The sequence below is a fragment of the Streptomyces sp. NPDC058576 genome (genome assembly GCF_042718715.1).
GTDB lineage: Bacteria > Actinomycetota > Actinomycetes > Streptomycetales > Streptomycetaceae > Streptomyces.
Genome location: NZ_JBHXPF010000006.1, coordinates 63,030 through 88,375 on the forward strand (window position 1 = coordinate 63,030; position 25,346 = coordinate 88,375).

Here is a 25,346-nt window from a genome sequence, read left to right on the forward strand (position 1 = left end):
GGGTCAGTCTCCCGCAGGGCTCGGACCGGGCGCGGGGGCGGGTGGCGAGGCGGTGGGTACGTTGAGCGAGCGCAGCGCCGTCTCGGCGCCGCGGATCTCGATCTCCGTGACGGCCCCGTTGTCCAGCCGCGGGAAGATCCGCCGGTAGCGCCCGAGGGGCAGTCCGAGGAGTTCGCACAGGGCGATGCGCAGCAGCGTGTTGTGGGCGACGACGAGCACCCTGCCTCCCTGGTGACGGTGTGCGAGGTCGCGCAGGGACGCGGTCGCCCGCGCCGCGGCCCGGGCGACGGGTTCGGAGCCGGGAAAGGCACCGGTGTCGGCGTCCTCACGGAACCGTCGTACGGCTTCGGGGTCCTCCTCGGCCATCTCCTCGATGGTCCTGCCCTCGCCCCATCCGAAGTCCACCTCCCGCAGCCCCTCCTGGACCTCCACCGCCAGGCCCAGCGCCGCCGCCGCGGGACTCGCCGTCAGGCGGGCGCGGCTGAGCGGGGAGCAGGCGACCGCGTCCACGCCGTTGTGCGTGGCCCAGGCTCCGAGGCCGGCTCCCTGGGTCACGCCTCGGGGCGTCAGGGCCACGTCGGTGACGCCGGCATACCGGTTCTCCGCGTGCCACTCGGTCTCGCCGTGCCGTACCAGCAGGAGACGAGAGGTCATGGAGACCGCCTTTTCGAGGTCGAGGAGAAGCCGTGGTCCACGTCGCAGTCGCAGCAGCCGGGGGCGAAGCCCGTATGCGCCGGGTGCATTGCCGGTTCACTCACGCGCTGTTAAATTTAACAGAAATTCCACAGCCCAGGACCGGCCTGTCGCGGCTCGGATCGCGCTCCGACCTGGTCGCCACGCAATCCCACCGGCTCTCCTCGCAGAAGGAATCCGACGTCATGCGCATCCTCGCCGCAGGCGACCACTTCGTCCGTCCCGCGTTGATTCGCGAGGCGGTGAGCCAGGAGCTGTCCCGCATGGGCCGGGAGCTTCCGGAATTCACGGAGCTGACCCTCCCCTGGCCCCATGAACCCTTCGGTCCGGTCGCGGAGGTCCACGAGGCGAGCGGCACGGAGGACGAGCTCGTGAAGGCGTTGGACGGGGCGTCCGTCTGCGTGACGCAGATGGCCCCGTTCACCGAGCGGGTGTTCGCCGCGTCGCCCGCGTTGCGTCTCGTCGCCGTCTCGCGGGGCGGTCCGGTCAATGTGGACCTGGCCGCCGCCACCCGCCACGGGGTCAGGGTCAGCTTCGCCCCCGGCCGCAACGCCCCCGCCGCCGCGGAGTTCGCCGTGGGGCTGGTGCTCGCCGCGATGCGGCACATCGCCGCCGCCGACGCGGAGCTCAAGCGGGGCGTCTGGCGGGGCGATCTGTACGCGTACGAGGAGAGCGGCGGCGAGCTGGGCGGGGCCACGGTCGGGCTCGTGGGCTACGGCGCCATCGGCCGCATCGTGGCACGGGTGATGCGCGCCTTCGGGGCCCATGTGCTCGCGGCCGACCCTTACGCCGACTCCGCGGAGGCCGCGGCGGACGGCGTCGAACTCGTCGAGCTGGACGTCCTTTTGAGCCGGAGTTCGGTGGTGAGCCTGCACGCCCGGCTGACCGAGGAGACCCACCACCTGCTCGACGCCCGCCGCCTCGGGCTGCTGCCGCACGGCGCGGTTCTGGTCAACTCCGCGCGCGGCGGGCTGCTCGACCACGCGCCGCTGCCGGAGCGCTTGCGCAGCGGCGCTCTCGGGGCGCTCGCCCTCGATGTGTACGACGTGGAGCCGATCCCCGCCGGCTGGGCCCTGCGTGACGTACCGAACGTGATCACCACGCCTCATCTCGCGGGCGCGACCCGGCAGACGGCGCACCGCGCGGCGGCCATCACGGCCGCTGAGGTCGGCCGCTTCGTGCGGGGGGAGGAGTTGCGGCACCTCGCTAACGGGGACGTCCCTGCGGCCGGCCGGCCCTGACGGCCGCCGCCGCCGACACCCCGGATCCCATCGGCTCGCACAGGAGGTAGCAGGGTTGAGGACCATCATCGGCGTGGACATCGGAACGTCGGTCACCAAGGCCGTGGCGTTCGACGAGGCAGGCGGGGCGCTGGCCTCCGCCATCCGGCGCTCGCACGTGGAGATGCTGCCGGGCGGACGGGTCGAGCAGGATCTCGACGACGTGGTGTCCGGCGTCGGCGAGGTCGTCCGCGAGGTCGCCGCCGAGGTCGGCCGGCTGCCGGACGCCGTGGCGCTCACCGGGCAGGGGGACGGGTTGTGGCTGCGGGACTCCGCCGGCCGCCCGGTGCGGCCCGCCATCTCCTGGATGGACGCGCGGGCCTCGGACCTGGTGACCCGCTGGCTGGCGGACGGCACGATCAACGCCGCTTACGCGCACACCGGCTCGGGCATGTTTCCCGGGTGCCACGGCCCGCTGCTGAACTGGCTCCAGGAACACGAGCCCCGATCTCTGGACCGGGCCGCCGTCGCGGGGTACTGCGTCGACGCGGTCGCCCAGCGTCTCACCGGCCGGGTGTGCCTCGACGCCTCCGACGCCACGCTGCCGTTCCTCGACCCCCGCACCCGCCGCTACGCGCCCCAGGCCCTGGCGGCGTGCGGCGTCGAGGACCGGGCGGGGCTGCTGCCGCTTCCCGCCGCCCCTGGCACGGTGCTCGGGCTGGACGGTCACGGCGCCGGACTTCTGGGACTGCCCGAGGGGCTGCCGGTGGTGGCCGGGCCGTACGACCTGCCGGCCTGCGCGATCGGCAGCGGGGTGCGCAAGGTGGGGGACGGGGTCCTCATCCTCGGCACGACCCTCGCGAGCCAGGTGCTGACCGACCGCGTCGATCTCGATCCGCTCGCCGAGCCCGCCGGCATGTGGCTGTGCACTCCGCATCCCGACCGGTGGCTGCGCGCCATGCCCGCCATGGTGGGAACGGCGGCGTTGGAGTGGGTGCTCGCCCTCGTCGGCGCTACCACCGCCGATGTGGACGCCCTGCTCGCCGACAGCCCGGCCGGCGCCCGGGGCGTCCGGGCCTTCCCCTTCCTGTCCGAGGCGGGCGAACGGGCCCCCTTCGTCGAGCCGTCGGCCCAGGGCAGACTCGACGGGCTCAGCCTGGGCACCGGCCGGGCGGACGCCGTCCGGGCCGTCTGCGAGGCCATCGGCTACGCGGCCCGGCACTGCCTGGACACGGCGGGGCTGAGCGGCACCCTCGCCCTGTGCGGTGGCGGCACCCGGTCGCGGACGTGGGCCCAGCTGATCGCCGACGTCCTCGGCCGGCCTGTCCGCATTCCGCTGGAGGAGCAGGTGGGGGCGCTCGGCGTGGTGTCCGTCGCCAGGGCCTCGCTGTCCCCCGGGTACGAGGCGCCGCCGGGACGCCATCAGGTGGTCGATCCACGCGCGGACGTACGGGCGTTGTACGAGGACGGATACGAGCGGTATCGAGCCGAGTTGGCGACGGCCCGAACCGCCTGGGGGGCTCACGCGCGGCCTGTCGGACGCCTCTGAGAGCCCCTCACCTCCCGGTGGGCACTCCCCCTCGTCGTTTGAGTGCTCACACCATCCTGTTACTTATGACATGCCCATTGACACTAATAACATGTTCGCTGTTAATTTGACGCGAAGGAGGCTCTCCGCCTGAAGACCGGGAGATTCCAGTGAAGCAACGCTCTGTCAGATCGTTTGCCGCGGCTCTGTCCGTGATGGCGGTGCTCCTCTCCGCCGCCGCCTGTACGACGAAAGCGCCGAACCGCTCGGACGGCAGGTCGTCGAAGGACGCGAAGATCGCATTCCTGATGCCCGATATCGCCTCCACCCGGTACGAGTTGTACGACGCACCGCTCTTCAAGGCCAAGATGAAGGATCTGTGCGGCGGTTGCGAGGTCCTCTATCAGAACGCGGGCGGCGACGCCGCGAAGCAACAGCAGCAGGCCGACTCCGCTCTCGCGCAGGGCGCCGACGTCATCGTGATCGACCCGGTGGACTCCGCCGCGGCGGCCAGCACCGTCCGTACGGCACAGGGGCGGGGGGTCCCCGTCATCGCGTACGACCGGCCGATCCCGGCGGTCAAGGCGGACTACTACGTCTCCTTCGACAACGAGAAGATCGGATCCATGATCGGCAAGTCGTTGGTGGACCATCTCGAGGCCACCTCGGCGAACGGCGGTCTCCTCCAGGTCAACGGATCGCCGACGGACGCGGCGGCGGGCCTGATCAAGAAGGGCATACACAGCGCGGTCGACTCCAGCGGGTTCGAGCTCCTCGCCGAGTACGACACCCCTGCCTGGGAACCGGGCAAGGCCCAGAGTTGGGTCAGCGGGCAGATCAGCAAGTTCCGGGGGAAGATCGCCGGAGTGGTGGCCGCCAACGACGGCACGGGCGGCGGTTCCATCGCCGCGTTCAAGGCGGCCGGAACGACCGTGCCACCGGTGACCGGGAACGACGCCGAACTCGCCGCCGCCCAGCGGATCATCAAGGGCGATCAGTACAACACCATTTCCAAGCCCATCAAGACCGTCGCGGAAGCCGCGGCCGTCGCGGCGTTCTCCTTCGCCGGGGGAAAGAAGCCCAAGGGCGACACCACCCTGTTCGGCACCCCCTCGGAACTCTTCACCCCCACCGTCGTCACCCGCGAGAACATCGCGCAGGTTCTGGTGGGCGACGGCAAGCCTCTGAAGACAGCCGAGGTGTGCACGGCGACGTACGCGGCCGCCTGCGCCGAGGTGGGCGTCACGTAGTCGCGGGACGACCGCGGCGCGCCCTCCCTTCCTCTGCCCGACTGCCCCACGCCTGCCTGCCCGCTTCGGAAGGTCGGTCATGACCGCTGAGTCCTTGCCCTCCCCTCGCGCGTCGTCAGGGGGCCCGCTGCTCTCGCTGCGCGGGATCAGTAAATCCTTCGGGGCCGTCGCCGCACTCACCGCTGTCGACCTCGACGTCGCCGCGGGTCAGGTCGTCGCCCTGGTGGGCGACAACGGCGCGGGGAAGTCCACCCTGGTCAAAGTTCTCTCCGGGGTGCACCAGCCGGATGCCGGAACCGTGGGCTTCGGCACCGGGACCGTCTCCATCTCCTCCCCGGCCGTCGCCCAGCGGCTCGGCATCGCGACCGTGTTCCAGGACCTCGCCCTGTGCGAGAACCTGAATGTGGTGGAGAACCTGTTCCTCGGACGGGAGTTGCGCGGGCTGCGCCTGGACGAGGTGGCCATGGAGGTCCGCTCCCGCGCTCTTCTCGGGGAGCTGTCGGCGAAGATCCCCTCGGTACGCGTCCCGGTCGCGGCCCTCTCCGGCGGCCAGCGGCAGACGGTGGCCATCGCGCGGACCCTCCTGGGCGACCCCAAGGTGATCATCCTCGACGAGCCGACGGCCGCGCTGGGGGTGGCGCAGACGGCGGAGGTCCTCAACCTGATCGAGCGGCTGAGGGAGCGCGGCCTGGGCGTCATCATGGTCAGCCACAACATGGCCGATGTGCGGGCCGTCGCCGACACCGTGGCCGTCCTGCGGCTCGGCCGCAACAACGGTGTCTTCGACGCGGCCGAGGCGACGGCGTCGGACCTGGTGGCGGCCATCACCGGAGCCACGGACAACGTGGTCAGCCGCCGCGCCGGCCGCGGCCGGACCGCGGGCATCGGGGCCGACGCCGACCAGACCGCGGGCGACGGGGCCGTGGGCAACGGACCGGAGGCGGCGCACAAGGGGGAGACATCATGACGGAACCGGCCACTGTCACGACGAGCCCGGAGCTCTCCCCCGGCGAGCCCCGCAAGCCGACGACCTGGTCCGCCAGGGCGCGCGACCGCCGGCGGGCGGTGTCCGCCCGGCTGCGCGGCGGCGATCTCGGCCTCCTGCCCGTCCTCGCGGGGCTCGTGGTGATCTGGGTCGTGATGCAGATCCTCAACCCCATCTTCCTCTCGAGCGCGAACCTCACGAACCTCGCCCTGGAAAGCGTGCCGGTCGGCATCATCGCCCTGGGAGTCGTCTGCGTCCTCCTTGTCGGGCAGATCGATCTGTCGGTCGGCTCGATCAGCGGCCTCAGCGCCGCCGTGCTGGCCGTCCTCTTCGTGGACCGGGGGCTGCCGGCCTGGCTCGCCGTCACCGCGTCGCTGGTGCTCGCGTCGCTGATCGGCTGGTTCTACGCCCAGGTCCACAACCGGATCGGGGTGCCCAGCTTCGTCATCACCCTCGGCGGCCTCCTCGGCTTCCTCGGCGTGCAGTTGTGGATTCTCGGGCCCAAGGGTTCGATCAACCTGCCCTTCGACTCGGGTCTCGTGGCCTTCGCCCAGCTCCAGTTCCTGCCGCCCTGGCTGGCGTACGCGCTGGTCGGCGTGGGCGCGGCCGTCCTGTACGCGACCGGTGCCGCCCGTGCCGCGGAGCGCCGTCGGGCGGGTCTCGCCGCCGCGTCCCGGCGTCTGCTCGTCGGACGGAGCCTGGCGTTGCTCGCCGGTCTCGGCGCGGCGGTCTGGTATCTCAACCGGGACCGGGGGGTGGGCTGGATGTTCGTGTTCTTCCTCGCTCTGGTCCTGGTGCTGCACTACGTCCTGTCCCGCACCTCGTTCGGCAAGTCGATGTACGCGGTCGGCGGCAATATGGAGGCCGCCCGGCGTGCGGGCGTCAACGTGAAGGCCGTTCTCACCACAGCGTTCGTGCTGTGCACGACGCTGGCCTGCGTCGGCGGGATCCTCTCCGCCTCGCGGCTCGCGGCGGCCAACCAGAGCAGCGGCGGCGGGGACGTCAACCTCAATGCCATCGCCGCCGCCGTCATCGGCGGCACCAGCCTGTTCGGCGGCCGGGGCTCCGCGTTCGCCGCTCTGCTCGGCGTACTCGTGATCCAGTCGATCTCCAGCGGACTCACTCTGCTGAATCTCGACTCCGCCTATCGCTTCATGGTCACCGGCGGGGTACTGCTCCTGGCGGTGTCGTTGGATGCCGTGGCCCGGCGTTCGCGGGTCTCCCACGGCAGGGCCTGAGGCACCCCCGTATCCCGCCGCGCCACACCCCAGGATCACGATCTCGGAGGAACCATGCGAAGCCGAGCACCCGCGCGTATCGCCGCCCTGTTCCTGTCCACCGTCGTCGCGTCGGCCCTCCTGGCGGCGGGCGGGGGCGCGGCCCGGGCCCGTACCCCGTCGCCGACCCCGGCCCTCACCGGGTACGACGCCGTCTCCGGCCGGGGCACCGTCCCGGGCCTGCCCTCGCTGCCGGCTTCCGTCGACGGAGGGGCCTGGTCGTCCGGGCATCTCCAGGGCACGGCCATCGACCGCCGCAAGGGCCACATGTACTTCTCCTTCACCGATCTGCTGGTGAAGACGGACCTGGCGGGCAGACCGATCGGCTCGGTCACCGGGCTCACCGGGCACCTGGGCGATCTGGACTTCAACAGCGGCGACGGCCGGATCTACGGCTCCCTGGAGTACAAGGCCGCCAGGGCTTTCTACATCGCCATCTTCGACGGGGCCCGCATCACGCGGATGAACATGGACGCCCGGACCACCGATGTGCTCTCCACCGTCCATCTCCGGGAGGTCGTGCGGGACTACACCGCCGACATGAACGGCGACGGCGTCTTCGACGGCAACACCGGCAACACCCCCGACCACCGGTACGGCTGCAGCGGGATCGACGGCGTCGCCTTCGGCCCCGGCCTGAACGGCAGGGGCGACGGGCGGCTCACGGTCGCGTACGGGGTCTACTCCAACACCACCCGCAGCGACAACGACCACCAGGTGCTGCTCCAGTACGACGTACGCGACTGGCGGACGTACGAGCGGCCCCTCGTCGAAGGTGCTCTGCACACCAGCGGCCCCGCCTCCCCCGACGGCAAGTTCTTCGCCTACACCGGCAACACCACCTACGGGGTCCAGAACCTGGAGTACGACGGGCACAGCGGCAACTGGCTGATGGCCGTGTACAAGGGCAGGAAGGCGGCCTTTCCCAACTACGCGCTCTATGTGGTGGACGGCTCGAAGCCGGCCCGCCGGGGCGTGGTGAAGGGGCAGCCGCGCCCCGAGTCCGGCCGCATCGTCTCCCTCCTCCCGCGCGGGCTGCACCACGAGCCGTCCGGTGTGTACGGCTACGAGTCCGCGGGCCAGTACGGTCTGGTCTCGCTCGACGACGGCCGCTATTACGTGGCCGAGGCGGGCACGGTCGACTCCGGGGGAACCACGCTGCAGACCGGGCGCGCGGTACTGCGCCGCTGGACGGGAGCGGTCCCGGACCCGTTCGCGGTCCGGGGGCTCGCCCGATGAGCGTGTCGCCGACCGCTCCTGTGGCGGGGCAGCATCGGTACGCCCGCCCGCCTCCGGCCAGTGACCCGCATCACATCCGCGTCCTGTCAGCAATCGAGGCGCCGTCCCGTTCTAGGGGTACGCGAACGAGACAGGGAGCCACGTCATGAAGCTCACGAAGCACCGCATCGTCGTCCTCGGCGCCGGCTACGCCGGGGCCTTCGCCGCCGGGAACCTGGCCCGTCGGCTCTCCCCCGCCGACACCGAGATCACCGTCGTCAACGCCGCACCCGACTTCGTCGAGCGGATGCGGCTCCACCAGGTGGCGGCCGGACAGGACATCGCGCGCCGCAAGCTCGCCGACGTGTTCGCGGGCACCGGGGTGCGGCTGCGCCTGGCCCGGGTGACCGGGCTCGACCCCGAGCGCAGGACGGTCGCCGTGACCGGCGAGGACGGGCCCGGGGAACTGCCGTACGACACCCTCCTCTACGCGCTCGGCAGCTCGGCCGCCCACCACGGCGTCCCCGGCGCGGCCGAGTACGCCTTCGACGTGACCGGTCTGGGCTCGGCGCTGCGGCTGCGCGAGCGCCTGGCCGACCTCGGCGAGGGCGGGTCCGTCCTGGTCGTCGGCGAGGGGCTGACCGGCATCGAGACCGCGACCGAGCTGGCCGAGTCGCGACCCGGCCTCTCGATCGCGCTCGCCGCCCGTGGCGAACTCGGCGCCTGGCTCTCCCCGAAGGCCCGCCGTCACCTGCGGGAAGCCTTCGACCGGCTCGGCGTCACCGTCCACGAGCACACGGCCGTCGAAGCCGTCGAGCCGACCCGGGCGGTCGCCGCCGACGGAACGGTCCTCCCCGCCGACGTGACCGTGTGGTCGGCCGGGTTCGCGGTGCATCCCATCGCGGCCGCCGCCGGCCTGAAGGTCGCGGACACCGGGCAGATCGTCGTCGACCGCTCCATGCGCTCGGTCTCGCACCCGGACGTCTACGCCGCCGGCGACTGCGCCTACGCGATCGGGGAGAACGGCCGGCCGCTGCCGATGTCCTGCGCCTCGGCCGGGCTCACCTGTCTGCGAGCGGCCGCGGCGATCATCGCGCGCCTGACGGGTGATGAGGTTCCGGCCACCGGGCTGAAGTACTTCGGCAACCACATCAGCCTCGGCCGCCGGGACGCCATCTTCCAGATGGTGGGCGGGGACGTCCGGTCCAAGCCCTGGTACGTGGGCGGCCGGACCGCCGCACGGCTCAAGACGCGCATCCTTCAGGGGGCCGGGTGGGGCATCTCCCACCCGACGTACGGCCTGCCGACGCGCAGGCGCCGACTGGAACCGGCGGCCGGCCGGGCCGGTGCGCGGGTCGCCGCCTAGGCTGCATCGCATGGACAGCGCAACCGTCGAAACGTTCGAGGCCGGTCGGGGGAGGCTGGCCTCGCTCGCGTACCGTCTGCTCGGGTCGGCAGCCGACGCCGAGGACGCCGTGCAGGACACGTTCCTTCGCTGGCAGGCGGCGGACCGCGATCGGATCGCGGTTCCGGAGGCGTGGCTGACCAAGGTCGCCACCCATATCTGCCTCGACCGGCTCCGCTCGGCGCAGGCACGTCACGAGCGAACGGCCGGCGCGTGGCTGCCCGAACCGCTCCTGGACGGGGACCCGATGCTCGGTCCCGCCGACACCTTCGAGCAGCGCGAGTCGGTGTCCCTGGCGGTGCTGACCCTCGTCGAGCGCCTCTCGCCGAACGAGCGGGCCGTCTACGTCCTGCGGGAGGCCTTCGCGTACAGCCACGCCGAGATCGCCGGGATCCTCGACATCACGGAGGCGGCGAGCCAGCAGCACGCGCACCGGGCGCGGACCCGGGTCGCCGACGAACGCCGCCGCGGGGGCGGCACGGCCGACCCGGCGTCCGCGCGCCGCGTGGTCGAGGAATTCCTCGCCGCTGCGGCGTCGGGGCGGACCGACCGGCTGGTGGCGCTGCTCACCGACGATGTGACGGCGGTCTCGGACGGCGCGGGACTGGCGAGGCGGCTGCTGCGGTACCGGACGCCCGAGCGGGTCGCCTCGTTCGTACGGGCCGGGTTCAAGCCCACAGCGGCGAAGCGTCGGCTGGCGGGCGGCCCGGCGGCGATACATGTGTCGCGGGTCAACGGTTCCCCGGCCGTCATCGCCGTGGTCGGGGACCGGGTCGTGGGGGCCGTGGCGTTCGACGTCGGCGACGGCAAGGTCGCGGCCCTGTACGGCATGGCCGCCGCGCACCGGCTCACGCGGCTGGATGAGGCCTGGCGGCGGCATAACCACGGCGTGCCGGTCATCGAAGCGTGGTGACCGGCCCGTCGCACGGGGCGGCCGGGCCGTGGGAGGGTACCCCCGCACCTGCCCGGGGCGGGGGCGGCACTCCGACGGGCACTCCGGCCTTCAGGGGGCGGCGGCCAGCGAGAGTTGGGTGTTCCAGTAGGAGGTCGGCGGCAGGGTGTCCCAGGGGTTGCCGTCCGCGATCGTGTCCGGCGTGATGTAGACGTGTCCGGCATTGCGCTGCTTGCTGAGGGACATCGCCGTGCGCAGCGTGCTCTCGTCGGGTGACGAATAGACCATGTGCCAGATCCTGTCCGCGGGTACGCGCGCCTCCCAGCTCTGCGGGCGATGGGAGCGGTAGGAGGCGTCATTGCCCTCGAAGGTGACGAGTGTGTCGGCGGCGGCGGTATAGCACTCCTCCACGCCGGTTCCCGGATTGTCGACGACCGCCGACGCGGCGCCGTGACGCTGCTCGACATAGGCGCGCAGTTCGATGTAGCGGTTGACGTCCACGTTGCCGGCTCCGCACCGGGACATGGCCTCGTCGAAGAAGACGCCTCCGAGACCGGCGCTTCCGTAGAGGCGGTACCAGGTGTCGACGTCGCTCTTGATCTGGCGCATCCACTCGGCAGGGTCGGTCGAGCCGCTGCGCGTGGTGATGCCGGTCGTACCGAAGTAGCCGGTGGCCACATAGCCGATGACGGTCATGCCGGCAGACCGGGCCCGCTGGATCGCCTGGGTGTACTGCGTGTCGCCGGTGCCGGGGCCGTTGTAGGGGTTGGCGATGGCGAGACCGACGCGGTCTCCGGCACCGACCAACTGGTCCCAGGTCGCTCCCGGATAGAAGTAGGCGGGTACCGATACCTTCTGGGCCAGAGCCGAGGCCGAGGCCGGCCGGGCATCGACAGCCGCAGGTGAGCCGACGGCGGGAGCGGCGAGCGCCGTCACGGCGACGCTGCCGACCGCCGCCGCCAGGGCGCACGTGCGTAAAGCGGAACGTAGAGAAGTCATCGAGTCCTCCAGGGCATGGCAGGTCGGGAAGGGAGTTCGACCGGCCTGCGGACGGGTGGGTAACCGGATGCGGAACCCGGCGGGGGAGTTCCGAGGAGGGTCAACTTAGGATCCGGCGGGAGGGCGCACAACCATGGAGTGAAAGAAATTCTTTGGTTACACGTGTCAAACGTCGGGCGAGCACACGAGCTCACACTTTTCCGCCAAGGAAAGCGCGTTCTCGATTGTCGGATCTGGCTGGTTCACGCCCCATCCCTGCCTGCACCATGGGAAGAACTACGGATGCGCGACTTTGATTGCTGCCTTGATCAAATAAAAAGATTCTTGCTTCATGTCTTTGCACGGCCATCGGAACGGTTCTAGGTTGACCGCGCCGGAGCCCTCGCGCTCGGGCCGACGTACCCCGTCAGACGCGAACCGGAGCCGCCCCATGAGATCTCGCAGCCCCTGGAAACCCTTACGCCTGGCAGCCGTGCTGGCGGCGATCTCGGCGGCCACCCTGCCGCTGGCGCCGTCCGCCTCACCGGCTGCGGCCGAGCCCGCCGGACCCGTATCGCGGACGGCGGATCCCGCCACGTCGATCGTGTACGACCCCGGCGTCAAGTGGCGCTGCTACAGCGTCTCGAACGAGACCGGCGGGAGCAATTACGGCAACGATTCCCGGGACTGCGGAAATATCGATCACCCGAACCGGGTGAACGCCGCGTGCACCTGGTTCGGTTACACCTCTCCCCGGGGCGTGGAGTGCCCTGCCTGGCGATTCGTCACCTACAACTGGGAACAGGAACACCTGCGCACCTATCCCGGCTACGACCACCAGGTGCAGGGGAATTCCGGCACACCCTTGAAGCTGGTCCTGCAGAACAACTCCCGAGGCCTGAGGAACGTGGTCAGCCACGCGCAGAACTGTGAACTCAAGGAGGTCGCCGTCTCCCACGAATATGTGGGGAGTTCGTTCAAGCGGAAGGCCGACGGCAGCACCTACAACTTCGCCGACGGCCAGGTGAAGGTCTCCTATGACGCGCTCGTCGAGCAGACCGGCGGCTTCGCTTGCGAGGAGAAGCGCGCCCTGCTCACCACGGACTTCATCTACCGGACGGCGCGAGGGATCAACGTCATCTCCGTCGTTCACTTCGACCCGGGGCCCTTCTCCCGACCGAATGACGACGGCGTGCTGTGGTCCAACAACTGCCGCAAGGCCGACGGCACAGCCGACGGCTGTCGGATGACGGTCTACGGCGAGCGACTGACATCCGGTGAGCGGCGGCACCTGGAGATCGACTTCTCCGGCATCGCGACGAAGTACCGGGGCTATCTCAACGACGAAGCGGTGCCGGTCGCGTCGCAGATCGAGGCCGTACAGGTGGTGAACAGCGCCAAGGGCGCCGATCTGAAGGCAGAAGTCTCCGGGCTGGACGTCACCCTGCGGTAGGGCACCGCGCACGGTAAGGAAGCCGGGGATCAGCACAGCGCCATGCGGGCCTCCGCGTGTGCCGGACGGCGGTCCGCGGCCATCGCGTTCATCGGCGGCGCCACGCGCGCCGCCGATGAACCCCGACTCCCTCTGTCCGTAATGCCGGGATATGCATCCTGCGCAACCGGGGGTTGACCGAAGCGGAATGTGTCCTTAGGTTTCTCGCAACCCGCAGGTATATCGATTAACCAACGTCGTCACCGTCCCGGTTGGAGACATCTCGCTGTGCGCTCATCCCTGAGCCGGCGCGGCTTCCTCGCTGCAGGTTCCGGCCTTGCCGCCGCCGCACTCCCCGCCCTGTCCGGCTGTTCCCCGTTCGCCTCGGCCGATTCCGACCCGGGCACGCTGATCGTCCACACCCAGCTCGGCACCACCGCCCCGGGCTCCCCCACGTACAAGGCCGTGGTCGAGGAGTTCCACGCGGAGCACCCCGGGCTCCGGGTCAAGAATCTCGTCAACGGCGACGACCTGCCCCAGGTCTACGAGACCTCCCGGCTGGCCCGCAAGGAGCCGGACGTCGTCATGGTCAACCTGTACGACAAGACCCTGGCCTGGACCGAGGTCGGCGCGACCGTCGACGTGCAGGGGTACCTCGACGACTGGGGTCTGCGCGAGCGGGTGCTGCCGGCCGCGCTGGAGGAGTGGACCGACGACGAGGGCCGGCTCCGCGCCTTCCCGTACTTCGCCACCAACTGGCCCGTCGCCTACAACACCACCCTGCTGGAGCGCGCCGGAGTGGGCTCCGTGCCCACCACCGGGGACCAGCTCATCGGCGCCGCCCGGAAGTTGCGGGGCAAGGGCATCGCCCCCGTCACCGTCGGCGGCAACGACTGGACCGGGCAGAAGCTGCTGGCCCAGATCATCCAGACCTTCCTCACCCCGGACGAGGCGCGGAAGGTCTACGCGAGCGGCGACTTCAGCGGCAGCCGGGCCGTCCGCGAGGGCATCGACTACTTCGTCGAGCTGCGGGACGCCGGTGTCTTCGCCGACAAGGCGCAGGGGCTGACCTCGGACACCATGACCACGCAGTACAACACCGAGGCCGCGGCCGTTCAGTCGGCGATGTCCTCGGCGCTGGCGAAGGTCCCGCCGAGGACCGCGGACCACACCGCGATCGGCGGGTGGCCGCTGGCCCCGGGGGCGGCCCACGACAGGCCCACCGTCCTGCGTTCGTATACCCTCATCGGTTTCTGGATCAGCCCGAACGGGGTCAGGAAGATCTCCTCGGTCGAGAAGTTCCTGCGCTTCATGTACCGGCCCGAGGTGGCCTCGCGCTTCATCACCGAGAGCGGGCGGGACATGGCCCTGGTGACGGACACCGTCAGCAGGGACTTTCCGCTGGTGGCGAAGGCCCAGCGGCTCGGGGACCGGGTCGGCCAGGTGCTGCTGCCCGATCTGTACGTCCCCCCGACGGCCACCCAGCCGCTGATCACCGCGACGAGCACCGCCTTCACCCGGGGGACGAGCGCCGCCACCGTGCGCTCCGCCCTCGAATCCGCCTACCGCACGGGCTGATCCCGCGCGCCCGAGCCCTAAGCGAGTCCCTCATGACGTTGCTCTCGTCCGCCCCGGGCGGCGCCTCGGTCGCCCGGAAGGCCCCCTCCGCCCCCGCCCCTCCCCCGCGCCGCAAGCAGGGCGGGGTGATCCTCGCCGTGCCCGCGCTGGTCTGGTACCTCGTCTTCATGGTCGGCCCGCTGGTCGCCATCTTCGTCATCGCCGCACTGCGCTGGCCGGGCATGTTGCAGCCGGTGTCGTTCGCCGGGCTGCAGAACGTCCGCACCGTGCTCGCCGACCCGGTCTTCATGGACGCGGTGACCAACACCGCCGTCCAACTCGTCGTCGCCCTGCCCCTGATGATCGTCGGCGCGTACATGCTGGGGTACTACGTCGCGCAGCAGCCGCCCGGGCACCGCGTCCTGCGCTACCTCCTCTTCATCCCGGGCCTGATCTCCACCCCCGCCAAGGCGATGGTGTTCTACGCGGTCCTCTCGCCGGACGGCCTGTTCAACGGGGCGCTGGACAAGGTGGGCCTGGGCTCGCTGGCCGACGCCTGGCTGGCCTCGCCGTCGACCGCGCTGGCCTGTCTGATCGTCCTGGACGTGTGGAGCGGCATCGGGTTCACCGCCGTGCTGTTCGCCGCGCGACTGGGCAGTGTGCCGGACGAGATCGGGGAGGCCGCGCAGCTCGACGGGGCGGGGCACTGGCGGGCCATGTGGCGCATCCACTTCCCCGTGATCCGGGACTTCGTGGGGGTGGTCACCATGCTCCAGTTCCTTTGGACCCTGTTCGGGTCGGCGCAGAACGTGCTGCTGCTCACCCAGGGCGGGCCGGGCTCCTCGTCGACGACCCTGTCCTTCCTCGTGTACCAGAAGGCGTTCATCGCGGCCGACCTGGGCTACAGCCAGACGGTGGGCGTGTTCCTGTTCCTGGTCGGTCTGGCCGGGCTGCTGACCATCCGTCGCGTCTTCCGCCAGAACTACTGATCGGAGCGGTTCCATGAAGTTCGGAAGGTCCTGGCTGCCGGCGCATGTCCTCGCCTGGCTGTACGCGGCGCTGCTCGTCGTCCCTCTCTACTATCTGCTGGTCTCGGCGTTCAAGACGAACGACCGGATATTCGGGAGCCCGTTCGCGCTGCCGACCTCGCTGTCCGCGCACAACTTCACCGAGGCGTTCTCCTCCGCCGACCTCGGCTCGGCCGTCGTCAACTCGGTGCTGGTGACGGCGCTGGCGCTGGCGCTCACCCTGGGCCTGGCCATTCCGGCGGCGTTCGCCATCGCCCGTACGGAGGGGAGGCTGGGGGCGTTCGTGGAGCGGGTGTTCTCGCTCGGCTTCCTGGTGCCGACGTTCGCTGCGCTCTTCCCCACGTTCCTGCTGGCCGCCGCGACCGGGCTGTTTCACACCCGGGCCTTCATGGTGCTGTTCCTGCCCGCGACGGCGATGCCGCTGTCGGTGGTGATCCTGGTGCAGTTCATGCGGACGATCCCGCGCGAGATGGAGGAGGCCGCGCGGATCGACGGCGCGTCCACGTTCGGTGTGCTGCGGCATGTGTACACCCCGATGTGCATGCCGGGGATCGCGACGATCCTGCTGCTGAACTTCCTGACCTTCTGGAACGAGTACCTCTACTCGCTCGTCATCATCGGGCCCGACCCGCAGCAGCGCACCGTGCAGGTGGCGCTGCCCACCCTCAAGTCCCTGACCGGCACGGACTACGGCATCCTGACCGCCGGTACGGTGCTCACGCTGGTCCCGGTCTGGGCGGTGTACACCGTGCTGCAGAAGCGCATGCAGCAGGCACTCGTCAGCGGGGCGGTGAAGATGTGAAGGAACGTCTGGAGGGCCGGCCGGGAGAACCCGCTCCCGGTCCGGTCGAAGGGGCATCGGCGGGCGCGGCCCGGCCGACCATCAAGGCGGTGGCCGCGGCGGCCGGGGTCTCCACGGCCACGGTGTCCCAGGCGGTCAACGGCACGGGCCGGATCTCGGATGCGACCCGCCGCCGGGTCCTGGCGGCGGCGGCCGAGCTGGGGTGGTCGCCCAGCGCGTCGGCGACCGCCCTGCGCCGCGCGCGGACGCGGACGATCGCGCTGGTCGTGCGCCGCCCCACGGACGTCCTCGGCGTCGACCCCCACTTCAGCGAGCTGATCACCGGTCTGGAGGGCGAGCTGGCCCCCCGGGGCTATGGTCTGCTGCTGCATCTGGTCCCGGGCCTGGCCGAGGAGAGCGCGCTGTACGAACGGCTCGTCGCCGAGGGGAGGATCGACGGTGCGGTGCTGACCGAGGCCCGGTCGCAGGACCCGCGCCCAGGGCTCCTCCAGGGTCTCGGGCTGCCCGCCGTGCTGCTCGGCGCGCCGGACTCCGCGGGCCCGGTGCCAGGGGTGGGCCTCGGGCAGCAGGGGGCGGGCGTCCGTGAGGCCGTCGGCCATCTGCTGGCGCTGGGCCACCGGCGTATCGCGTACGTCGCGGGCCCGGCCGAGCTGGTGCACACCGGGGCGCGGCGGGCGGCGTTCGAACGGGCGCTGGCCGAGGCGGGGCTGGCACCCGCCGCCGTCCGGCACACCGACTTCACCGAGGAGGCCGCCGTCGCGGTCACCGAGGAGCTTCTCGCGCTGCCGGACCGGCCCACCGCCCTGGTCTTCCCCAACGACTCCATGGCCGTCTGCGGGATGGGCGCGGCCCAGCGCGCCGGGCTGCGGGTGCCCGCGGACGTGTCGGTGGTGGGGTACGACAACCTTCCCCTGGGCCGCTGGCTGCACCCCCGCCTCAGCAGCGTGGACCAGCAGGTGCAGCGGGTCGGCGCGGCCGCCGCGCTGACGCTGCTCGCCCGGTGCGGCGAGGACGTTCCCGTGGCGCTGCTGGAGGGGCGACCGCGCCTGGTCGTACGGGAGTCGACCGGTCCCGTGCCTGCCGCTCCCTGACCCATGGACCGTTCACCTCGCACCGCGCGCGGGCCGCCTGGCCTGTCCCGCACCACTTCCTGGCCGGCGCGCCTCCCCCGGACCGCGGCCGGCCGATCCCGTACACCGAAGAACGCCGGAGAAGGACCATGCGACGCCACAGCGCCCAACTCACCCATGACCATGCCGTGCTCCCCTGGCTCGGCGCCAACTTCTGGTCCCGCACCGGCGGTCCGCTGATGTGGCGGAACTACGACCCGAAGACCGTGCGCGAGGAGCTGGCCGTCCTGCGGGAGCACGGGCTGACGATGACCCGGTCGTTCTTCTACTGGCCGGACTTCCACCCGGAGCCCGGGCGGATCGACGAGGAGCTGTGCGACCGCTTCCGGGACTTCCTCGACGCCCATACGGAGGCGGGGATGGGGACCGTGCCGACGTTCATCGTCGGCCATATGTCCGGCGAGAACTGGGACCCGGTCTGGCGCGGGGGGCGTGACCTGTACGAGGACGTGTGGCTCGTCGGGCGGCAGGCCTGGTTCGTCTCGCAGATGACCCGGCGGTTCAAGGACCACCCCGCCGTGACGGGCTGGCTGATCACCAACGAGATGCCGGGCTACGGGCGTGTCTACCAGGTGGACCCGCCCTCCAGTGAGGTGGTCACCGCCTGGGCGCAGTTCATGTGCGACGCGGTGCGCGCGGCGGGCGGGACCCAGCCCGTGTCGCTCGGCGACGGGGCGTGGGGCATCGAGGTGACGGGCCGTGACAACGGCTTCTCGCTGCGGGACACCGCACAGTACGTGGACTTCGTGGGCCCGCACGTCTACCGCTCGGACACGGACCGGCCGCGCCAGCACTACCGGGCCGCGTTCGAGTGCGAACTCGCGGCGGTGACCGGGCAGCCGGTCGTGCTGGAGGAGTTCGGGCTCTCCACCGACACGGTCTCGGCGGCGAACGCCGGGATCTTCTACCGGCAGACCCTGCACAATTCGCTGCTGGGCGGGGCCACCGGCTGGATCGCGTGGAACAACACGGACTACGACGACCTGTGGGACCAGTCCCCGTACGACCACCATCCCTTCGAGATGCATTTCGGCATCACCGACGCAAGCGGCCGCCCCAAGGAGCCGCTGCGCGAACTGGCTTCTTTCGCAGAGGTGTTGAAGCGGGTCGACTTCGCCCGGTGCCGCCGCTCCGACGCGGACGCCGCGCTGGTGGTGCCCGCGTTCCTGGAGCGCGGCTACCCCTACAGCCGGCCCGCCGACCGGCCGCTGATCTTCACCTCCCTGCATCAGGGGTACGTGGCGGCGCGCGGCGCGGATCTGCCCGTCGCGTTCGCCCGGGAGGCCGACGGTCTGCCCGACGACGCCGCGCTGTACCTGCTGCCGTCGACCCGTCAGCTGACGACCCGGACCCGGCGGGCGCTGGAGCGGCGGGCCCGTGCGGGCGCGACGGTGTACCTGTCGTTCTGCTCGGGCGAGCACCCGGGGACGCGCGGCCCGTGGTTCGACGACCTCGACGGGCTGTTCGGAGTGGAGCTCCAGCTCTCCTACGGGGTGGCGGAGCCCATCGAGGACGAGGTCCTGGAGCTGACGTTCGCCGAGGACTTCGGTTCCATCGCGGCAGGCGAGACGCTCCTCTTCCCGGTCGCCGGGAACGAGGACAGCCGCGCCTACCTCCCGGTGGTGCCGGCGGGGGCCCGGGTGGTCGCCACCGACGCGCACGGCCGACCTGCGCTGCTGTGCCACGGGACGGGCGAGGGCCGTACCGTGCTGGCGACCTACCCGCTGGAGCACATGGCCGCCCGCACGGCCCGCGCGAATCCCGAGCAGACGCACCGGCTGTACGCGGCGCTCGCCGAGGTCGCCGGGGCGGCGCGGCCGGTGACGGTGGACAGCCCGTACGTCGCCGCGGACACCCTCGTCCACGAGGACGGGACGCGGTACGTGTGGCTGGTGAGCCAGTCCGACGCGGAGGTGACCGTACGTCCCGCCGCGGACGGTGAGCTGCGCGAGCTGGAGGGCGGTGGGCCGGTGCGGGACGTGGTGATCGCCCCGTACGGGGTGCGCGTCCTCGAACTGCGCTGACCGGCCCGCCCGTCCCCTCTGCATGCCCGTCCCGACCTGCTCCGGCCGAGGAGATCCGTGCCATGACCGACGCCCTCTACCGCGACCCCGCCGCGCCCTACGCCGCCCGGGTGCGGGATCTGCTGGGCCGGATGACCCTGACCGAGAAGGTGGGGCAGGTCAACCAGCGGATGTACGGCTGGAACGCGTACGAGCGGACGGCGAACGGCCATCGGCTCACCGACGCGTTCCGTGCCGAGGTGGCCGCGTACGACGGGATGGGCGCGCTGTACGGGTTGCAGCGCGCGGACGCCTGGTCGGGCGTGACGGCGGAGACGGGCATCGGCGCGGCGGAGGGTGCGCGGGTGTCCGACGCCGTCCAGCGCCATGTCGTGGAGCACACCCGCCTCGGCATCCCGGTCCTGATGGTGGAGGAGATGCCGCACGGGCTCCAGGCGCTGGACGGCACCCTGTTGCCGGTCAATCTGGCGGTCGGCGCGACGTGGAATCCCGGGCTGTACGAGGAGGCGGCCGCGCTCGCGGCGGCGCAGCTGCGTTCACGGGGCGGGCATGTGGCCCTGGTGTCGGCGCTCGACCTGGTGCGGGATCCGCGCTGGGGGCGTGCCGAGGAGTGTTTCGGCGAGGACCCGTATCTGGCGGCCCGGTTCACCGAGGCGCTGGTGCGCGGGGTGCAGGGGCCGCCGGGTGAGCGGATCGGGCCGGACCGGGCGGCGGTCGTGCTCAAGCACTTCGCGGGGCAGGGGGCCACGGTCGGCGGCCGCAACAGCGCGGCGACCGAACTGGGTCTCCGTGAGCTGCACGAGATCCACCTGGAGGCAGCCCTGGCCGGGGTCCGGGCGGGGGCCGCCGGGGTGATGGCCGCGTACAACGAGTTCGACGGCCTGCCCTGCGCGGCGAACCGGGATCTGCTGACCGGGATCCTGCGCGAGACGTGGGGGTTCACCGGTGTGGTGATGGCCGACGGGCTGGCGCTGGACCGGCTGGTGCGGCTGGCCGGGGACCCGGTGGCGGCCGGGGCGCTGGCGCTGGCGGCGGGCACCGATCTGAGCCTGTGGGACGGCTGCTTTCCGCGGCTGGCGGAGGCCGTCGGCAGCGGGCTGGTGGACGAGACGGTTCTCGACGCGGCCGTGGGGCGGGTCCTCGCGCTGAAGTTCCGGCTCGGGCTCTTCGAGCGGCCGTACACCGGGGACCGGGCTCCGGCCGCCGGGCCGGAGCGGCTGAGTGAACGTGTCGCCCGGGAGTCCGTCACGCTCCTGGCGCACGACCGGGTCACGCTGCCCCTCACCGGCGGGGCCCGGATCGCGGTCCTCGGCCCGAACGCCGACTCGGTGCCGCAGCAGATCGGCGACTACACCGCACCTCAGCGTCCCGGCACCGGTGTGAGCGTCCTCGACGGGCTGCGGGCGGTGGCCCCGGCGGGCACCGAGATCGGGTACGCGCGGGGCTGCGGCCTCGTCGGCGGTGACCGGTCGGCCCTCCCGGAGGCGGTCGCCCTCGCGGCCGGAGCGGATGTCGCGGTGGTGGTGCTCGGCGGGTCGAGTGCGCGGGCGGCCAAGACGCACTTCGATGCCAACGGCGCGGCCGTCGTCACCGGCGACCCCGGTGGGATGACCTGCGGCGAAGGGGTGGATCTGGCGGAGCTCGCGCTGCCGGAGGGGCAGTTGGCCCTGCTGGACGCGGTGGCCGCGACGGGTACGCCCGTGGTGGTGGTGCTGGTCCAGGGGCGGCCGCACGCGCTGCCGGACCTGGCCGGCCGGGCGGGGGCGGTGCTCAGTGCCTGGTACCCGGGGCCGGGGGGCGGTCGGGCGGTGGCCGACGTGCTGTTCGGCGCGGCGGAGCCGGTGGGCCGGCTGCCGGTGTCGGTACCGCGGTCGGCATCGCAACTGCCGGTGTTCTACAACGGCAAGGACCATGGCTACCGGGGCTATGTCGACCAGCCCGCCACCGCGCGTCACGCCTTCGGCCACGGCCTGTCGTACAGCTCGGTGGAGTACGGCGTGCCGCGACTGTCCCGCTCGGTGGTGGGCGCCGCGGAGTTCGCCGAGGAGGGCCACGCGGTGACTCCCCCGCCGGAGCGCGGTGATGGGTACGGGCCGGGGCCCGGGGGCGGGTCGAGGCCGGTTCACCGGCCGGTCGTGTGCTCGGTCGAGGTGCGCAACACGGGTGAGCGGCCGGTGCGGGAGACGGTCCAGCTCTACGTACGCCGGGTGCTCGGCGGGTCGTCGTGGCCCCGGGTACGGGAACTGCGCGGGTTCGACCGGGTCGCCCTGGCACCCGGGGAGCGGGCGGAGGTCTCCTTCACCGTGGATGCGAGGGTGCTGGCGTCCGTGTCACGCTCGGGGCGACGGGTGGTGGAGCCCGGGGAGTTCGCGATCGAGGCGGGTCCGTCCTCGGACCGTGCGCGGGGCGTGCGGCTCACGGTGCGGGCTTCGGCGCCGGAGGGTGTCCAGGGTGTCTCCGGCGCCGAAGCTCCTGGTCCTTCGCGTCAGTCCACGTAGACCTCGGCGCGGTCGATGCTCACGAACGACGCCCCGGACTGGGGATTGTGGTCGCCCGTCACCCTGACCCGCAGGGTGTGCTCGCCGTGCGGGAGGCGTGGGCTGATGTACTGCACCGCTTCCCCGATCCGGATCGCGTTGTGCAGGTCCACCCGTTCTTCCGGTCCCCCGTCGACGCTGATGGCCGCGTAGCCGTTGCCGGTGTCCTTGACGGAGAGCAGGGAGATACGCGTACCGGTGAACGTGAAGGTCGCCGTGGCGCCCGCCCGGTCGCTCCAGTGGTCGTCGCCCCAGAAGCACTGTGCGGCGCAGCCCGTGCCCGCGTTCCAGGCGCCGGAGTAGGTGACACCGCCGGGGCCGCTGGAGCGGCCGTCGTCGTTGATCCAGTAGTTGCCGGATCCCGGGTCGCCGGAGGGCAGGTCCTGGGTCGCCCCCATGGCCAGCGGGCGGCCGAAGTCGGGGGTGCCGTCGGTGCGCCAGGTGAACTTCTGGGCCCGCGTCGTGCGGTTGCTGTAGGTGTTCACCGATGTCGTCTTCGCGTGGTAGACGATCCAGTCCTCCGTACCGTCGGGAGAGCTGAAGAAGGCATGGTGGCCCGGTCCGAACACGCCTCGGTCATCGGCCCGCGAGAAGACCGGGCCCGGGTGCCGGCGCCAGTTGCCCGGCACGAGCGGGTCGGCGTCCTGCGGCATCGACATCATCCAGACCTGGTAGTCCGGCTTGCCCGTGTCGCAGGCGGAGTAGGTCATCCAGACCCGCCCGTTCCGGTACAGGAACTCGGGTCCTTCGCGCACCTCGGGACAACCGCCCGCCCCGTCGATGGCGACCGCGTCGCCGGAGACGGTGTACGGGTTGGACATGGGGGCGATGTTGAGCCCGTTGTGCTGGTACTGGTTGATGCCGCTGTACGCGAGGTAGAGCCGCCCGTTCAGCTGGAGAATGCCCGCGTCGATGGCGAAGTCGTCGGCGTGGTTGGGCGGGGCGAGCTTCGCCTTGAAGCGGTACGGGCCGGCCGGGTCGTCGCCCTCCGACTCCAGGACGTACAGCCGGTGGTTCTCGTCCACGCCGTCGTCCGCGGTGTAGTAGAGGTACCAGCGGTCGCCGAAGCGGTAGAACTCCGGTGCCCAGATGTTCCGGTTGCGGGACGGGTCGGAGTCCGTCCAGACCGTCAGCGGGGTGGCGGTTGCCAAGGTGCCGAGCGACGGGGAGCGCCACATCCGGATGCTGTTGCCCTGGGACGTCGTGAGGTAGTAGTTCCCCTTCCAGTGCGTCATGAAGGGATCGGGGCCGGTGTTGAGGGGGTTGCGGAAGGTACCGGCCGCGGCGGCGCCGATGCGCGGTGCGGGAGCCGGTGCCGACGCCCGGTCGGGCGTGGGGCCGGGCAGCGACGCCGCGCCTGCCGGGGCGGCGAGTCCCGGCAGCAGTCCTACGAGAAGCCCGAGGAGGGCGACGACGAGGAGGGCGGTGCGGGGGCGGGAGAAGCCGGCCGGTCCGGAGAGGGCGGTGCGAGCGGTAGGGCTGGTGGGGCTGGGAGGCACGGGGGTCCTTTCCTCAGCAGCACGTACGCGAACTAGCCTTTACATCGATGTAATGACGAGGCGTCACGGTAGGGACGGTCTACCGCCGTGTCAACCATGTCGGCTCGACCCGGCTGGCATGGTGAAGCTGGGCTCACCGAGGTGGCACGGTTCGAGGAGTTCGGCGCGGAGCAGTGGTTCGGCGGAGGGAAGTCCGGTCGCGCCGGATCATCGGTGACGATTCACGTGGCGGGGCGGGTGTGCACACTGACCGCGTAGCCGCCGCCGTCGGTGTAGGGGTCGCCGCTCCAGGTCGCGCAGCGCTGTCGCAGGGCCAGCCCGGCGCGGGTGCACCACTGGTCGAACTCGGCGAGGGTCACCGGCGCTTCCGCGAGCGGCAGGTGGGCCGCGTCCAGTCCCATGCCCGTGACCAGGAAGCCGCCCGGGCGCAGTGCGGCGGCCAGTTGCCCGACGACGGTCGCTCCGGTGCCCGGGGCCAGCAGAGGGATGACGTTGCCGGCGGCGAGCACCAGGTCGAAGTCGGCGTCCAGGCCAAGGGTGTCCAGCCGGGCCAGGTCACCGAGGAGCCAGTCCTGCGCGGGCGCCTCGCGGCGTGCGACGGCCAGCATCGAGGAGTCGACGTCCACGCCGGTGCAGTGGTGGCCCACTTCGGCGAGCCGGATCGCGATGCGGCCGGTGCCGCAGCCCGCGTCGAGCACCCGGGCCCCGGGCTTCAGGAGCGCGGTGCAGAAGGTGGCTTCGCCGTGGACGTCATGGCCCGATGCGGCGAGCCGGGCGAATCGCCGCGCGTACTCCTCCCCCGCCTGCCCACCGGTCAGTTCCGCCCAACGGTCGCGTTGCCCTGTCATGTTCCAGCATGCCTTCCGGTTCGCCCTCCCCCCAGCGGGAGCATAAACGAGCGGCTCGCGCGGAGCTCCGTTCGGGCGGCCCTCCCCCGGGGGAAGCAGGGGAGAAACGGCGGCCCCTGCCGGTCAGTCCGTGGGTTGTTGAGGCCTGCGCCCCCAGGCCGTGAGCATCCCGGCCGACAACGCGGCGCACGCGTCGCTCCGCAGATACCGAACCGCTGCGTCGACGGCCGCGTCGTCGACCAGGCCGGTGGAGAGCATGGCTTCCCTGCCGCGCTGCCAGGTGTCGGCCCAGAAGCGGCTGATGGCGCTCCCGGGCAGCAGCGGCGGGACGTGGATCTCGGCCGCCACGTGCCCGAGCCCCGCCTCGCGCAGGAGGTTCGGGTATGACGGGACCTGGGAGACGTCGGTGCCGATGGTGGCCCGCAGCCCCTGCCACATCGCCCGCATCGCCGTGGTGTACGGGGTGGCCGGTGTCCGCTCGTTCGTCAGGTCGACCGCGTCGCTGAGCACCAGTACGCCGCCGGGTGTGAGGAGTTCGGCGAACTTCCCGATCAGGCGGTCCCGCTCGGGCAGGTGCATCAGCACGAAGCGCGCGTGTACCAGCTCGAAGCCGCCGGGGGCGAAGTCGGGTGCGGTGACGTCCGCCCGCAGCGTCCGGAGGCCGGGTGCGGGGCGTGCGTCCAGGAACCGTACGTCGCGGTCCACGGCGAGCACGCTCGCGACCCCCGCCTCGCCCAGAAGGCGGCGCGAGACGGTGCCTGTTCCGGCTCCGATGTCGAGGCAGCGCCATCCCGGTCCCGCGCCGAGCGCCCGCAGCCGGGCCATCGTGATGTCGTCGTAGGCGAGGGCACCGAAGTCGATGCGCTCCGCCTCCCCCGCCCGGTCTGGCCGGAAGAACGCCTCGCCGTAGCGGCCCTCGCCCGGCGCGCCCGCGGGAGGAGAGGAGTTCACGCCGTCACCGGTACGCCACCGGGCCGGCCGCCCCGGCTCCGTCGTGGCCCTCGGCCGTCCGCCGAGGGGGTGGGCGGGTCGTCGAGCAGTTC

The 25,346-nt window shown here is 71.7% G+C and carries 20 protein-coding genes; 15 read left to right on the forward strand and 5 right to left on the reverse strand.

Going from position 1 to position 25,346, the window contains the following annotated elements; translation table 11 throughout:
* Positions 1-3 precede the first annotated feature (3 nt).
* Positions 4-654, reverse strand: coding sequence for a histidine phosphatase family protein (locus tag ACFWRV_RS06985; protein ID WP_384329364.1), 651 nt, complete (start codon positions 652-654; stop codon positions 4-6).
* 224 nt (positions 655-878) lie between these two features.
* Here ACFWRV_RS06985 and ACFWRV_RS06990 point away from each other — a divergent pair, with 224 nt between their 5' ends.
* The 8 genes from ACFWRV_RS06990 to ACFWRV_RS07025 all read left to right on the forward strand — a co-directional run bounded on the left by ACFWRV_RS06990 (position 879) and on the right by ACFWRV_RS07025 (position 10,489).
* On the forward strand, positions 879-1,934 hold the full coding sequence (locus tag ACFWRV_RS06990) for a 2-hydroxyacid dehydrogenase (RefSeq protein ID WP_384329798.1): 1,056 nt from the start codon (positions 879-881) through the stop codon (positions 1,932-1,934).
* Between the two features lie 55 nt (positions 1,935-1,989).
* Entirely contained in the window at positions 1,990-3,462 is a 1,473-nt protein-coding gene (locus ACFWRV_RS06995; protein ID WP_384329367.1) for an FGGY family carbohydrate kinase, read from the forward strand.
* A 194-nt stretch (positions 3,463-3,656) separates the two neighbouring features.
* Positions 3,657-4,691, forward strand: a complete 1,035-nt coding sequence (locus ACFWRV_RS07000) for a substrate-binding domain-containing protein (RefSeq protein ID WP_384329370.1) — start codon at positions 3,657-3,659, stop codon at positions 4,689-4,691.
* A 79-nt stretch (positions 4,692-4,770) separates the two neighbouring features.
* On the forward strand, positions 4,771-5,658 hold the full coding sequence (locus tag ACFWRV_RS07005; protein WP_384329373.1) for an ATP-binding cassette domain-containing protein: 888 nt from the start codon (positions 4,771-4,773) through the stop codon (positions 5,656-5,658).
* Positions 5,655-6,914, forward strand: coding sequence for a sugar ABC transporter permease (locus ACFWRV_RS07010; RefSeq protein ID WP_384329376.1), 1,260 nt, complete (start codon positions 5,655-5,657; stop codon positions 6,912-6,914). The genes ACFWRV_RS07005 and ACFWRV_RS07010 overlap by 4 nt, the downstream gene beginning before the upstream one ends.
* Before the next feature lie 54 nt (positions 6,915-6,968).
* Positions 6,969-8,192, forward strand: a complete 1,224-nt coding sequence (locus ACFWRV_RS07015) for a hypothetical protein (protein WP_384329379.1) — start codon at positions 6,969-6,971, stop codon at positions 8,190-8,192.
* 145 nt (positions 8,193-8,337) lie between these two features.
* Positions 8,338-9,537, forward strand: coding sequence for an NAD(P)/FAD-dependent oxidoreductase (locus ACFWRV_RS07020; RefSeq protein WP_384329382.1), 1,200 nt, complete (start codon positions 8,338-8,340; stop codon positions 9,535-9,537).
* 10 nt (positions 9,538-9,547) lie between these two features.
* Entirely contained in the window at positions 9,548-10,489 is a 942-nt protein-coding gene (locus tag ACFWRV_RS07025) for a sigma-70 family RNA polymerase sigma factor (protein ID WP_384329385.1), read from the forward strand.
* Between the two features lie 90 nt (positions 10,490-10,579).
* Here ACFWRV_RS07025 and ACFWRV_RS07030 read toward each other — a convergent pair whose 3' ends face one another.
* A complete protein-coding gene (locus ACFWRV_RS07030; RefSeq protein WP_384329388.1) occupies positions 10,580-11,467 on the reverse strand; it encodes a spherulation-specific family 4 protein in 888 nt (295 codons plus the stop codon).
* Between the two features lie 430 nt (positions 11,468-11,897).
* On the opposite strand from ACFWRV_RS07030, the gene ACFWRV_RS07035 reads away from it, so the two are divergent.
* The 7 genes from ACFWRV_RS07035 (at position 11,898) to ACFWRV_RS07065 (ending at position 21,917) form a co-directional block, all read left to right on the forward strand.
* Positions 11,898-12,899 carry a hypothetical protein gene (locus ACFWRV_RS07035; RefSeq protein WP_384329391.1) on the forward strand — a complete coding sequence of 334 codons (1,002 nt, stop codon included), beginning with the start codon at positions 11,898-11,900 and terminating at the stop codon, positions 12,897-12,899.
* Positions 12,900-13,166: 267 nt separating this feature from the next.
* The gene (locus ACFWRV_RS07040; RefSeq protein ID WP_384329394.1) at positions 13,167-14,456 is read left to right on the forward strand and encodes an ABC transporter substrate-binding protein; all 1,290 of its coding nucleotides are present in this window, start codon (positions 13,167-13,169) and stop codon (positions 14,454-14,456) included.
* A 32-nt stretch (positions 14,457-14,488) separates the two neighbouring features.
* Positions 14,489-15,424, forward strand: a complete 936-nt coding sequence (locus ACFWRV_RS07045) for a carbohydrate ABC transporter permease (protein ID WP_384329397.1) — start codon at positions 14,489-14,491, stop codon at positions 15,422-15,424.
* A 13-nt stretch (positions 15,425-15,437) separates the two neighbouring features.
* On the forward strand, positions 15,438-16,265 hold the full coding sequence (locus ACFWRV_RS07050; protein WP_384329400.1) for a carbohydrate ABC transporter permease: 828 nt from the start codon (positions 15,438-15,440) through the stop codon (positions 16,263-16,265).
* On the forward strand, positions 16,262-17,356 hold the full coding sequence (locus tag ACFWRV_RS07055) for a LacI family DNA-binding transcriptional regulator (protein WP_384329403.1): 1,095 nt from the start codon (positions 16,262-16,264) through the stop codon (positions 17,354-17,356). Before ACFWRV_RS07050 ends, ACFWRV_RS07055 begins: the two co-directional genes overlap by 4 nt.
* A gap of 128 nt (positions 17,357-17,484) precedes the next feature.
* The gene (locus tag ACFWRV_RS07060; protein ID WP_384329406.1) at positions 17,485-19,419 is read left to right on the forward strand and encodes a cellulase family glycosylhydrolase; all 1,935 of its coding nucleotides are present in this window, start codon (positions 17,485-17,487) and stop codon (positions 19,417-19,419) included.
* A gap of 62 nt (positions 19,420-19,481) precedes the next feature.
* The gene (locus tag ACFWRV_RS07065; RefSeq protein WP_384329409.1) at positions 19,482-21,917 is read left to right on the forward strand and encodes a glycoside hydrolase family 3 N-terminal domain-containing protein; all 2,436 of its coding nucleotides are present in this window, start codon (positions 19,482-19,484) and stop codon (positions 21,915-21,917) included.
* Here the strand turns inward: ACFWRV_RS07065 and ACFWRV_RS07070 are convergent.
* From ACFWRV_RS07070 to ACFWRV_RS07080, 3 genes are all read right to left on the reverse strand, one after another.
* Positions 21,905-23,455 carry a glycoside hydrolase family 43 protein gene (locus ACFWRV_RS07070; protein ID WP_384329412.1) on the reverse strand — a complete coding sequence of 517 codons (1,551 nt, stop codon included), beginning with the start codon at positions 23,453-23,455 and terminating at the stop codon, positions 21,905-21,907. The genes ACFWRV_RS07065 and ACFWRV_RS07070 overlap by 13 nt on opposite strands.
* 221 nt (positions 23,456-23,676) lie before the next feature.
* On the reverse strand, positions 23,677-24,303 hold the full coding sequence (locus ACFWRV_RS07075; RefSeq protein ID WP_384329414.1) for a class I SAM-dependent methyltransferase: 627 nt from the start codon (positions 24,301-24,303) through the stop codon (positions 23,677-23,679).
* Between the two features lie 123 nt (positions 24,304-24,426).
* A complete protein-coding gene (locus ACFWRV_RS07080; protein WP_384329417.1) occupies positions 24,427-25,254 on the reverse strand; it encodes a class I SAM-dependent methyltransferase in 828 nt (275 codons plus the stop codon).
* Positions 25,255-25,346: the final 92 nt, after the last annotated feature.

What these genes read in the sequence shown, in the direction of transcription:
- ACFWRV_RS07020 (WP_384329382.1), top strand. Translation starts at nt 8,338, where the DNA reads ATGAAGCTCACGAAGCACCGCATCGTCGTCCTCGGCGCCGGCTACGCC.
- ACFWRV_RS07030 (WP_384329388.1), bottom strand. Translation starts at nt 11,467, where the DNA reads ATGACTTCTCTACGTTCCGCTTTACGCACGTGCGCCCTGGCGGCGGCG.
- ACFWRV_RS07025 (WP_384329385.1), top strand. Translation starts at nt 9,548, where the DNA reads ATGGACAGCGCAACCGTCGAAACGTTCGAGGCCGGTCGGGGGAGGCTG.
- ACFWRV_RS07005 (WP_384329373.1), top strand. Translation starts at nt 4,771, where the DNA reads ATGACCGCTGAGTCCTTGCCCTCCCCTCGCGCGTCGTCAGGGGGCCCG.
- ACFWRV_RS07075 (WP_384329414.1), bottom strand. Translation starts at nt 24,303, where the DNA reads ATGACAGGGCAACGCGACCGTTGGGCGGAACTGACCGGTGGGCAGGCG.
- ACFWRV_RS07010 (WP_384329376.1), top strand. Translation starts at nt 5,655, where the DNA reads ATGACGGAACCGGCCACTGTCACGACGAGCCCGGAGCTCTCCCCCGGC.
- ACFWRV_RS06985 (WP_384329364.1), bottom strand. Translation starts at nt 654, where the DNA reads ATGACCTCTCGTCTCCTGCTGGTACGGCACGGCGAGACCGAGTGGCAC.
- ACFWRV_RS07015 (WP_384329379.1), top strand. Translation starts at nt 6,969, where the DNA reads ATGCGAAGCCGAGCACCCGCGCGTATCGCCGCCCTGTTCCTGTCCACC.
- ACFWRV_RS06990 (WP_384329798.1), top strand. Translation starts at nt 879, where the DNA reads ATGCGCATCCTCGCCGCAGGCGACCACTTCGTCCGTCCCGCGTTGATT.
- ACFWRV_RS07060 (WP_384329406.1), top strand. Translation starts at nt 17,485, where the DNA reads ATGCGACGCCACAGCGCCCAACTCACCCATGACCATGCCGTGCTCCCC.
- ACFWRV_RS07050 (WP_384329400.1), top strand. Translation starts at nt 15,438, where the DNA reads ATGAAGTTCGGAAGGTCCTGGCTGCCGGCGCATGTCCTCGCCTGGCTG.
- ACFWRV_RS07045 (WP_384329397.1), top strand. Translation starts at nt 14,489, where the DNA reads ATGACGTTGCTCTCGTCCGCCCCGGGCGGCGCCTCGGTCGCCCGGAAG.
- ACFWRV_RS07065 (WP_384329409.1), top strand. Translation starts at nt 19,482, where the DNA reads ATGACCGACGCCCTCTACCGCGACCCCGCCGCGCCCTACGCCGCCCGG.
- ACFWRV_RS07000 (WP_384329370.1), top strand. Translation starts at nt 3,657, where the DNA reads ATGGCGGTGCTCCTCTCCGCCGCCGCCTGTACGACGAAAGCGCCGAAC.
- ACFWRV_RS07035 (WP_384329391.1), top strand. Translation starts at nt 11,898, where the DNA reads ATGAGATCTCGCAGCCCCTGGAAACCCTTACGCCTGGCAGCCGTGCTG.